This is a genomic window from Streptomyces nanhaiensis (genome assembly GCF_046614825.1).
Lineage (GTDB): Bacteria > Actinomycetota > Actinomycetes > Streptomycetales > Streptomycetaceae > Streptomyces > Streptomyces radiopugnans.
Window position 1 is genome coordinate 44,702 of sequence record NZ_JBKJFM010000019.1, and the last position, 10,993, is coordinate 55,694.

Genomic DNA, 10,993 nt, shown 5'->3' on the forward strand with positions numbered 1-10,993 from the left:
AGGGGAACCACGGCTCCACGGGGCGTGGACCGGCCGTGCCGCGGCGCCGACGTGCCCGGCAGCCGGAACGGCACGGAAAGGCCGGACGCAGGCAGCGCGGGTCTGCGAGGATGCTCGGCATGTCCGATCGCGCGCTGAGCTTCGGAGAGGTCGCGGAAGCATACGAGCGGTTCCGGCCGGGGTATCCCGCGGAGCTCGTCGACACGGTGACGGCGTACGCGGGCCGGCCCCTGCGGACCGCCCTCGAGATCGGCGCGGGGACGGGCAAGGCGACCCGCCTGTTCGCCCGGCAGGGGATCACGGTGACCGCGACCGAGCCGGACGGGGCCATGCTCGCCGAACTGCGCAAGCACGTACCGCCGGACGTCAGGACGGTGCGGGCCGCGTTCGAGGACCTGCGACCGGGCCAGAGGTACGGGCTGGTCTACGCGGCTGCGTCGCTGCACTGGACGAATCCGCGGGGCCGGTGGTCACGCATGGCCGCGCTGCTGGAACCGGGCGGCGTGTTCGCCTCGTTCGGCGGACCGGCCCGACCGGCCGACCCGGCTGTGGAAGAGGCCGTTCGCACGGCACGGGCGCCGTTCCTGGAGAGCGACGAGGTCCCCTCCCCCGACGGGACGCCACCGGGGTGTGACATGCAGTGGCCGGGCACGGAACTCCGGCGCTCCCCGTGGTTCACCGACGTCCGGCAGTCGGTCGTCGAACGGCGTCTGACGGTGAGTGCCTCCGACTACGTCGGCCAACTCTCGACCATCTCGGCGTATCTCGTGCTGCCGGACGCGAAGCGCGAGCAGGTGTTCGGCCGGATCGCGCGGGCACTGCCCGAGACGGTCGAGATCGTCGCCGACATCACCGTCCACCTCGCGCGCCGACGCGAGGAGCGGTAGGGCTCCCGCCCATCACGCATCCGCCGCCGCGAGGCCGGTGGGATCCCGGCACTTCGGCGGCGCAGAGGCTCGTCGGTTCTCGTGCGGCCGACTCGGACTCTCGTGTGCCTCCCCCGCCCGTAACGCATCGCCCTGTCACCCGCGCAGTCCGACCCGGACGGGAGAACGGACCCGGCCACGCCGATGCCCTGTCGTCCGCTGCCCCTGGTGAATGCACCCCAACGGCCCTGGAATCGCCCCCCTGCCGGGCGATCCGCCGTCGCCGCCGTTAGCGTTACCGCTGAAGAGGCGCCCCCGACTCGACGAGAAGTCCGGCGGCTCCTCCGCCACCGGACCGGGATATCCGGTCCCGGCATGTATCACAGTGGCGGCGGCGAGTCGCCGAACCGCCCCGAACCCATCACCGCTCGGACCGTTCAGGAGTCACGGAGAAGTCCTCACAGGGAATTCGCAGCAGGCCGATTCGGACCGAATCCGTCACACGGGCGGAGCCGGCGCGGCACACTCTCCCCGTAGCGCCGCGGCCCCGTATCGACCCATGCCCGTTTCCTTCGGAACCGGCCCGACGCGTCACCGTCCGGCGGCACCGGCATCAGCGTCGACATCGACATCGACATCGGAAGATCACGGAAACTCCCGATTCTGTTCGTTCCATCGCAAACGGAGGCGATCATGGGATTCAGTGGCAGGCCCCTCGCGTTCCTCGCCGCCGCGGTTCTCGGCGGCTCTGCCGGGCTCGCTCTCGTCGGGCCCGCGTCGGCAGGCGGGGATCCGCAGAAGACGACCGCGACCGCGGCGGCCCGACCTGCCGACGCCTCCCCGGCGAAGAGCCGCACCATCAGCGTGGAGGCCCGGCTGCGAGTCGGCGAGGAACTGGATCTGGGCACGACAGGCCGCAGTGTCGGCGACCAGTTCGTCTTCAGCGGGGATCTGGTGCCGGCCGAGGGACCGGGAGAACGCCCGGTCGGGCGCTTCGGCGGCTTCTGCGTCATCACCGACCTGGAACGCAACGCGGGACAGTGCTCGTCGACCGCGGTGCTGCCGGGGGGACAGATCACCGTTCAGGGCGAGCAGACCGGAATTCCGGCACCGGGCCCGGTCACCAACGCGATCACCGGAGGCACCGGGGAGTTCCGCAAGGCGCGCGGCCAGGTGACACAGCGGGTGCTGACGCCGGCGACCTGGCGGCTGACGTTCGAGGTCTCCGATGTGCGGCCTCACCGGGCCGGGGACGGCCGCAGCGTGCCCGAGGCGTCGGCGCCCATGCCTCCGTCCCCCACCGGCAAGTAGCCGAGCCCGGCGGTTTCGACGACGCCCGGTAAGCGGTGGCGGGAGCAGCGGTCTCCGCGCCCCGCGGCGATCACCACACATGGAGACCTCGTGATCAAGAACTTCCGCACACGCGCAGCCTGGGGTGTCGTCCTGGCCACCGCCACGGCCGCCACCGTCACGATCGGCGCAACCACCGGCGGCCCGCCGAACCCGCTGCCGGACGAACCGCAGACCCGCCCGGCGGCCGGCCGGGGGAAGGAACCGCAGACCACGCCTCGGACGGCAGAACGGCGACAGATCGCCGCGTCGGTCCTGGGCAGGGACCTGAAGTTCACACTCACCGCCGTGAGGTCGCAGGCCGATCCGCTCGCGGCGTCCGTGCGCCTCCAGGTCTTCACCTTCGAGGGCGGTGCGTGGAGGGAATCGGACCGTGCTCCGGTCGGCGAGGCGGACGCCTGGTTCTGGTTCCCCCTGACCGGCCGCCACGCGGTGTGCCGGTTCTCCACCGCCGGCACGGAGCCCGCACCGGTCGCCGTCAGCCTGCTGGTCACGCCGTCGGTCGGCTGCTCACCGGCCGAGAACTTCCGGATCGAGAACGGGCGGATCGTCCCCGCCTGACGGCACGGCCCCGGGCGCCGGCACCGCTGCCGCCCTCCTTCCGCCGCGGTGTGGACCGCAAGCCGTGGCCCGCCGCCGTGGTGTCCCGCCCCCACCGGAGGCGGGACACCGTGGCGCGGAGGGGCCGGTCCGCCCGCGCGACGACGGGCGCGATGAGTCTGCCCGGCCGCGAGCGTCTGTACAGCACGGCGCCGGAACGGCAGGCACCCCGGCGCCCCCTCACCAGGACGACCAGCAGGGAGTACAGGTCATGGCACTGGCCCGTGTCCAGAACTTCACCGTCTCGCTCGACGGCTTCGCCACCGGCGAAGGACAGACCCTCGAAGCACCGTTCGGCCACGCCGGCGAAAGGCTGCACACCTGGATGTTCGCCACGCGGTGGGGTCGCGCGATGCTCGGCCGGACGGGCGGAACCGGCGGCGTCGACGACGCCTTCGCCCGGCTGTTCACCGACGGGATCGGCGCCGAGATCATGGGAGCCGGGAAGTTCGGGCCGCCCGGCTGGCAGGAGGACCCGCGGTGGAAGGGCCCGTGGGGTCCCAACCCGCCCTTCCACACACCGGTCTTCGTCCTCACCCACCACCCGCGCCCGTCGGTCGAGATGGAGGGCGGCACCACGTTCCACTTCATCGAGGCATCACCGGCGGAGGCGCTCGAGACGGCCCGTGAGGCCGCGGGAGGCCAGGACGTACGCATCGGCGGGGGCCCAACGATGCTCCGCGACTTCCTTGCCGCCGGCCTCGTCGACCACATGCACACGGTGGTGGTTCCGGTCCTGCTCGGCCGCGGCGTACGCCTGTGGGACGGGCTCGAAGGACTGGAGGGGGACTACGAGATCGAGGCCGTCTCCTCCCCCGGGGGCGTCACGCACATGACGTTCACCCGGGCGGGTGTCTGAACCGGCCGGCCGAGGTCCCGTACATCCGCGAGCGCGGTCCCCCGGGACCCGGCCCGGCCGCCGGGCGGAGCGCCGGCGTCGAGGTGGAACGCGTCCGCCCGGACGGAGCCGGTTTTCGGTCCTGGCCCATCGTTTTCCAGACAGGGCAAGATCCGGATGTTCAGCCGGGCCGCCGCCGGTCGATAGTCTCGTGAAGTGTGTTCACCGCGTGGTGCGGCCGAGCACACCGCTCACGTTCAGAACCTCATGGCATCCCCGCGCCCGGCGGCCCGTGGCCGGTGTGCCCGGCTTCTCGCAGGTCACTTCCACGGTCACGGTCTCGTTCTCGGGAATCTCGATTGGGGTCACCCAGTGGTAGTCCTGGTTGCGGAAGGTCTCCAGCGCGATCGTGGTGATCTTGCGGTCGCCGAACATGATCGTCAGCACCCCCTCGTCCCCCTGGAAGTTGGCGACAACGATGTCCGTGACCCCGAAGACGCTGTTCGCCGGCACCCGGTAGGTACCGGTCCTGGTCTGCCCCGCGGACGTCTGCAGATCGATGGTCGCCGAGCTCTGCCGTCCGGCGCCGCCCGGGGCGCCGTCGCCGGCCGCGGGCCCATCATCGCCCGGCCCGGGCGGGGCCTGCGCGTCCCGGCCGCCGGGGCGGGCGTCCGAACCACCGCCGGTGCCGCCGCCGGTGCCGGTACCCGGGGCCTGCCCGCCCTGCTCCCCGACGTGCGTGGGACGCGGCTGGACCACCTCTCCGGCAGCTTCCTCGGCCGCCTCCTGGGCGGCGCTGCGCACCACAGGACGGACCAGCGCGAACCAGGCGAGCAGCAGCGCCAGCAGGGCCGCGAGCACCACGAGAAGCCACCTGGGGAAGACCGGGATCTGGACGAACTCCGCCTCCAGCGGCGTCCGGACGGCGGTCGCGTCCTCCCGCGCCGTCTCCCGGTCACCGGCTTCGGCGGTGTCCACGGTGAACGGCCACACCACCGGGGCGCCGAACCACACAGGCTTGCCCGTACGGACCCGCAGCCCGGCCTCCACCGACTCGCCGGGCCGGAGTTCCGGCTCCGCCGGGCTGAAGGCGAATCCCAGTTCCTCGCCAGGCTGGCCGGGGGTGAACCCCACCCGCACGGGGGTGTTGCCCCGGTTGCGCACCGCCAGCCGGTAGCGGCCCCGCAGCCAGCCGCGCCGGCGGCTCGGAGCCAGTTCCGTGTGCAGTTCCCGGAACTCCTCGACGTGCACGGTGGTTTCGAGGACCCGCACCGCCTCGGGGTGCTCGGCCGGCAGGATGCGCACCCCCAGGGGTGTCTCACCGGCCCGCACCTCCGGGGAGCGCGGCGGCTCCAGACGGATCGTCACCGTCTGCGAGGTGCCGGGATAGAGGGAGACCCGCGGGGGGTCGGCGGTGGACCAGGAAGCGCAGTCCCCGACGACCTCCAGGCTGTACGCCTCGACGATGTCGCTGTCGTTGCGGACCGTCACACTGGTCGTGGCGGTGTCGCCCGGTGCCACCGTCACCGCCGGGATGTCGAGGCCGGGCGCGCCGGGGCCGGAAGAGGCTTCGGAAGGCGTCACGCCGCCACGGTAGAACTGTGTCCGAGGGCTCAACGAGGAGCGCGAGGGCAACACCCGGGCAACGGTCGTGCCCGGGGGACGACAACCGATTCCTCCGGAGGAGGGCGGGGCCCGCGGCATCCCGCCGCCCCGCGCCGGCAGCGCGTGGGCGGTCGTGCCGTTCCCTCGCCGTCCCCACCGATCCAGGACTCACGGAACAGGTAGCTTCCCATGCACCGCACAGAGAAAAGCAGCCCGCCCATGAACGCAGCCGCGCCGTACGTGCCCGTCCAGCCCCGGTCGGTGCACCAGTCCGTGCACCGGTCCTCCCCTTCCGATCTCCCGGGCCGGGTGACCGTGGCCGTCTACGCCGCCGATCCCGTCCTGCGCGTCGGCGTCGTCCAGCAGTTACGCCCGCGCCCGGAGGTGGACTTACTCGACGACGCCGACGCGGAGCGGGCCCAGACGTCGCTGGTGGTCGTGGACGGCGTCGACGACGATGTGGCCGCCCTGCTGCACCGGCTGCGGCACAACACCGCCACCCGCGCCGGCCTCGTGGTCGGCACTCTCGGGCCGGGCGCGCTGCAACGCGTCATCGAGTGCGGCGTGGCGGCGGTGCTGCGGCGTACCGACGCCGACCAGGACCGGCTCCTCCACCTGGTCCTGGCGATGGCCAACGGCGAGGGCGTGCTGCCCGGCGACCTGCTCGGCAAACTGCTCACGCACGTGGGCGGCCTCCAGCGCTCGGCGCTCGACCCGCGGGGGCTGTCCCTGTCCACGCTGACCACACGTGAGGCGGACATGCTGCGCCTGGTGTCGGAGGGCCTGGACACCGCGGAGATCGCCCGCAAGACCGCGTACTCCGAACGGACCGTCAAGAACGTGCTGCACGAGATCACCACGCGGCTGCAACTGCGCAACCGGGCACACGCCGTCGGCTACGCGCTGCGCAACGGGCTGATCTGACGGCGGCCGGGGCCACCGCACTGCCCGAAAGCACACCACGCGCTTCCCCCGGCTACGGCCCCGCCGCCCTGCCGCGCCGCACGCGGCCGCCGCAGGGTGGCGGGGGCACACCCGGATGCCGCATCGGACCGCGAGGGGGACTGTGATGGGAACCGCCGCCTCCGGCAGGCGGAGGCGCCTGGCCGGGCTCGGCACGTCGTTGCTGCTGATGATCCCGCTGCTCACGGTCACGGCGGCCTCCGAGCAGGACTTCGGACAGGATTCTGGGCAGGGCTCAGGGCAGAACTCCGGGCAGGACGGCGCCGGGGCCCGGCCGCTGTCGGCCGACAGCGCGGGCACCCGGGTGGCGTACGCCGGCACCCGGCACCGCAGCCTCGGCCGGGTCGCCGGCGACACCTCCAGCACACCGCTGTTCGGTGCGGGCCCGGCCCACTTCGACGTCCAGCCCTCCGCCCTCGGCGACACGATGGTGTTCGCCAGTCGCCGCGACGAGAAGGACCCGCAGATCTACCTGCGGTCCGCCGACGGCTCGGTACGCCGTCTCACCGGCGGCCGGGACGCCGCGCACCCCCGGCTGACGCCGGACGGCCGGGCCGTGGTGTTCGACTCGGCCGAACCCGGCGGCCCGGGCGGCCGGAAGCAGCGCGACCTGTGGCTGGTGCGCACCGACGGCACCGGCCTGACACGGCTGACCGACACGGCCTCGGACGAGGAGCACCCGACGGTCTCCCCGGACGGGCGGCGCCTGGCGTACTCGGGCGACGGCGACCCGGCGGCCGGACGGCAGATCTACGTGCGGCCCCTGGCCGGCGGCCCCGCCTCCCGGATCACCGGTCCCGCCGGCGGCGAGGCCACCGAACCGGTGTGGAACCCGGCCGGCGACCCCGCCCACCGGGACCTGATCGCGTACACCGCCACCGCCGCCGGGCAGAACGGCCCCCGGCTGCGCGTGACGGACGGGCGCACCGACGGGCCGCTGCTCGGGGGTGCGCAGGCAGGGTGGCGTGCCCACGGGGCGGCGTGGCTGCCCGGCGGGGACGAGGTGCTGTTCCTGAGCCCCGAGATCACCTGCGAGTGCGAAGGCGACTGGGACCACGTGTTCCGGGTGCCCGCGCGCTCCGACCGGGTCCCCTCGCTGGTGCTCAGCGAGGACCGGGAAGTGCGCTCGCCCACCTGGCTCGGCCCGCTCGACGGCGGCGGCGCGGTGGTGGAGCGCACCTCGGCGTCCGGCCCGCACACGGTGACGCTGCAGGACGTCCGGCTGGACGGGGCCGACCCCCGGGACCTGGGGCTGACGGTCCTCAGGGAGGACCCGCGGGCCGACACCGAGACCGATCCCGCCAAGGACCCGCTGTTCCGGCCCGGCCCCGGGTACGACCCGTGGACCGAGCGGCAGAACTACACGCCCGACGGCCGCCGGATCGTGGTGACCCGCTTCGAGGACGCCCCCGACGGCCGCATCCAGCGGATCTGGACGGCGGACGCCGACGGGACCGGCGCCGCGCCCCTGCCGCTCGCGGGACGCGGCCCGCGGGACTGGGACACCGACCCGACGCTCTCCCCGGACGGCAGGCGCCTCGCCTTCACCCGGACCTCGCCGGGCGGCGTCGGGGAAGGCTCCGGCCCCGGCCGCATCCTGATCGCGGACGCGGCGACCGGCGCGATCCGCGGCGAGATCACCCCGCCGGACGGGCGGGGCGCAGGCGGCGACGCCCAGCCCACCTGGTCCCCCGACGGCACCGCCCTGGCCTTCACGCGCGACCACGTGATCGGCGGGAGGGGCGGCAGCAAGCACGTCTGGACCGTGCCCGTGGACGACCTGGACCGGCAGCGCGACCTGAGCGCCGCGGTCTGCCCGGGCGACTGCGAGGTCATCGACGACAGCCCGGCGTTCTCACCGGACGGACGCACCATCGCCTTCAACCGCAAGAGCGGCGGCGGCCGGACCGACCAGCGCAACGGCATCCTGCTGACGTCCCCGTCGGGCGGGAACTGCCGGGTGCTGCTGCCCGGCGCCGCCCGCGATCTCCCCGGCGCCTGCCGCCGGGAGCTGCCGGACACCTCGGCCACCGGCCCGTTCCAGCCGCGCGACGCCGCCTGGACGGCCGACGGCAAGAGGCTGGTGCTCAGCTCGCGCGCCGCCCTTCCGGCCAACAGCCCCGAGAAGCTGCACCTGGTGGACATCGCGTCCGGCCGCCTCACACCGCTCACCGCCGGTCTGCCGGGCCGGCAGAAGGAACCCGCCGTCCAGCAGTCCGTGGACCTCGCCGTCCGCGCGCCCGGCACCGTGCCCGAGGTCGCCGTGGGCCGTTCCGCCACGGTCCGCGTCGACGTCGTGAGCAACGGCCCCGCCGCCTCCCCCGGCACCCGGCTGACCGTCGCGCCGCCGCCCGGCGTGCGGATCACCCGGCTGAGCCGGCCGGGGGGCGTCTGCGACGCCGCGTCCCTCCAGTGCGACATCGGCGTGGTGCCCCCCGGCACCACCGTCCCGGTGGACGTCACCCTCACCGGGACCGTCCCCGGCGAGGCGCCGGTGGACTGGTCGGTCACCGGCTCCGTCCTGGACCCGCGGCCCGGTGACAACGCGGGCCGGACCGTGGTGCCGGTGCGCGAGGCGCCGCCCACCGAGCCCCCGCCCGCCCCTTCCCCACCCGTTCCCTCACCACCCGTCAGCCGGCCGCCCGCCGCGCCCCCCGCACCGGCACCGGACGGGCCCGAGGCCGGGCCCGGTGTGCGCGTCACGGCCCAGCCGAACCCCGGCTACGTCGGCGGGCGCGTCGTGGTGACGTACACCGTCCGCAACGGCCGCAACGCCCTGGCGACCGGGCTGCGACTGCGCATCGGCCTTCCCCAGGGCGTCCCGCACAACGGGCCGCCACCGGGCTGCGACCGCTCCTGGGTGTGTGCTCTGCCGGACCTGGCCCCGGGCGCGAGCACCGTCGTCCGGGTCGTCCTCAGCCCCGACAAGGCGCTGACCGGACGCGTCACCGGCGAGCTCACCACCACCGGGACGGACGCCGACCGGCGCGACAACACCGCCCGGCAGCGGCTGCGCATCCTCCGGCCGCGCATCGTCGCGGTGCCGGAGATCGGCGAGCCCGGCTTCGTCACCTCGGTGCGGGGCAGGGACTTCCCGCCGGGGGTGCCGGTGCGGTTCACCTGGAAGCCGGGCATCACCGCGGCGGCGGCGCCGACCGTGCCGGAACCCGACGGCACGTTCATCGGCCAGCTGCTCGTCCTCGCCAAGGACCGGAGCGGACCGCGCACCATCACCGCCACAGGCCCCGGGTTCTCGGCGGTGAGGACCGACTTCCTGGTGGTCAGCGGCAGTGTGCAGCCGCCCGACGCGGTGGCCCGCCGGTGATCCACGAGGTCGACGAGGGGCTGCGCCGCCTGCTGGGCGAGTCCGGGCTGGAGACGTCGGGCGTCGAGATCGTCTTCGACGCCCCCACACGGGACTGGGCTGCGCGCCGCAGCGCCCCGACGGTCTGCGTCTTCCTGTACGACATCCGCGAGGACGCCACCCGGCGCGGCAGCGGCGCCGGTGAGGTGTACGACGCGGACGGGCGGCTCGTGGCGCGGCGCACTCCGCCGCGCTGGTTCGAACTGACGTATCTGGTCACGGCGTGGGCGAGCCGCCCGCAGGACGAGCACCGGCTGCTCTCACAGGTGCTCGCCTGCCTGGTGGCCGCCGACACCCTGCCCGCGCGGCTGCTCACCGGCACGCTCGCCGAACTCGGCCTGACCGTCGGCCTGGACACCGCCGGGGCCGGGCTCGACGCGCCGGCCGCCTCGGATGTGTGGTCGGCGCTCGGCGGGGAGCTGAAGGCGTCCCTCGGGGTGCGGGTGAGGGCGCCGCTGGCCGGGGTGAGCCGGGCCGTCGCGCCGCCGGTCACCGAAGGGCTCGCCGTGCGCTCCGCCGCCCGGCACGGGGACGGGGAGGCGGCGGGCCGCCGGCTGCGCTACACGGAGGTGGGCGATCCGGGACCGGAGGGCTTCGCCGGACCGCGCGAGCGGCCGCCCGCCCCCGCCCGGCGGCGCAGAGGGGAGCGCCGGCCGTGACGCACACCGCGGGCCCCGCCGCATGGAGCACCGTCGAGACCACCACCGGGACCACCGCCGGGCCCGTTGCCGGAACAGCTTCTCGGGCCGCCTCCGGGCCGCCCGCCGCCGAGGCCGTCCCCGACGGCGCCGACGGCGTGGAATACGTGTGGACGCGGCTCCGCGCCGTCGAGGAGCGGGTGCGGCACGCGGTGGCGTCCCGCCGCGCCGCCGATCCCGACCCCGACGACCCCTACCGGGGCCAGTACCTCACCCCCGAGGCGGCGGCCCGCCTCCTCCACGAGCCGGGCGGCCTCGACCTGCCGGACCGCGCCCCCTGGCACCCGCCGACCGGTTCCGTCCTGGACGGCCTCTCCCGTCGCTTCGGCCTGTCCGCGCTGGACCTGGACCTGCTGCTGGTCGCGGTGGCGCCCGATCTGGACGCGCGGTTCGAGCGGCTCTACGGCTACCTCAACGACGACCTGACGCGCCGCCGCCCCACCGTCGGGCTCGCCCTGGAGCTGTGCGGGCTCGCCGCGGCGGCGCCCGCCCGCTTCCGGCTCGCCCCCGGAGCTCCGCTGGTCGAGGGCGGCCTGGTGGAGGTCACCGAGCCGGAGCGGCCGCCGCTGTCCCGCGTCCTGGCCGTGCCCGACCGGGTCACCGCGCACCTGCTGGGGAACGCCCGGCCCGACGCCCGGCTCGCGGAGGTGCTCGGCGAGGCGTACGAGGACCCGGCCGCCGAGGCGGCCCTGGCGGCGGTCGCCGACCG

General features: G+C 74.8%; 8 protein-coding genes and 1 pseudogene. 8 read left to right on the forward strand and 1 reads right to left on the reverse strand.

The window, feature by feature from the left end; translation table 11 throughout:
• The first annotated feature begins 119 nt into the window (after positions 1-119).
• The 4 genes from ACLIYP_RS07855 (at position 120) to ACLIYP_RS07870 (ending at position 3,675) form a co-directional block, all read left to right on the forward strand.
• Positions 120-887 carry a class I SAM-dependent methyltransferase gene (locus ACLIYP_RS07855; RefSeq protein WP_412712417.1) on the forward strand — a complete coding sequence of 256 codons (768 nt, stop codon included), beginning with the start codon at positions 120-122 and terminating at the stop codon, positions 885-887.
• A 672-nt stretch (positions 888-1,559) separates the two neighbouring features.
• Complete coding sequence (locus tag ACLIYP_RS07860; protein WP_412712418.1) at positions 1,560-2,177, forward strand: dirigent protein; 618 nt, start codon at positions 1,560-1,562, stop codon at positions 2,175-2,177.
• Positions 2,178-2,267: 90 nt separating this feature from the next.
• Positions 2,268-2,777: a hypothetical protein gene (locus ACLIYP_RS07865; protein ID WP_412712419.1), complete on the forward strand. Its 510-nt coding sequence runs from the start codon at positions 2,268-2,270 to the stop codon at positions 2,775-2,777.
• 250 nt (positions 2,778-3,027) lie between these two features.
• Positions 3,028-3,675, forward strand: coding sequence for a dihydrofolate reductase family protein (locus ACLIYP_RS07870; protein WP_412712420.1), 648 nt, complete (start codon positions 3,028-3,030; stop codon positions 3,673-3,675).
• A 201-nt stretch (positions 3,676-3,876) separates the two neighbouring features.
• On the opposite strand, the gene ACLIYP_RS07875 is transcribed toward ACLIYP_RS07870, so the two are convergent.
• Positions 3,877-5,238, reverse strand: a complete 1,362-nt coding sequence (locus ACLIYP_RS07875; RefSeq protein ID WP_412712421.1) for a COG1470 family protein — start codon at positions 5,236-5,238, stop codon at positions 3,877-3,879.
• Positions 5,239-5,478: 240 nt separating this feature from the next.
• Here ACLIYP_RS07875 and ACLIYP_RS07880 point away from each other — a divergent pair, with 240 nt between their 5' ends.
• The 4 genes and pseudogenes from ACLIYP_RS07880 to ACLIYP_RS07895 all read left to right on the forward strand — a co-directional run.
• Positions 5,479-6,183, forward strand: a complete 705-nt coding sequence (locus ACLIYP_RS07880; RefSeq protein WP_412712422.1) for a helix-turn-helix transcriptional regulator — start codon at positions 5,479-5,481, stop codon at positions 6,181-6,183.
• A gap of 145 nt (positions 6,184-6,328) precedes the next feature.
• Positions 6,329-9,547 (forward strand): hypothetical protein, encoded by a 3,219-nt coding sequence (locus ACLIYP_RS07885; protein ID WP_412712423.1) that lies wholly within the window; start codon positions 6,329-6,331, stop codon positions 9,545-9,547.
• On the forward strand, positions 9,544-10,245 hold the full coding sequence (locus tag ACLIYP_RS07890; RefSeq protein WP_412712424.1) for a DUF4255 domain-containing protein: 702 nt from the start codon (positions 9,544-9,546) through the stop codon (positions 10,243-10,245). Before ACLIYP_RS07885 ends, ACLIYP_RS07890 begins: the two co-directional genes overlap by 4 nt.
• A gap of 137 nt (positions 10,246-10,382) precedes the next feature.
• A pseudogene (locus ACLIYP_RS07895) lies at positions 10,383-10,993 on the forward strand (ATP-binding protein); the annotation flags it as partial.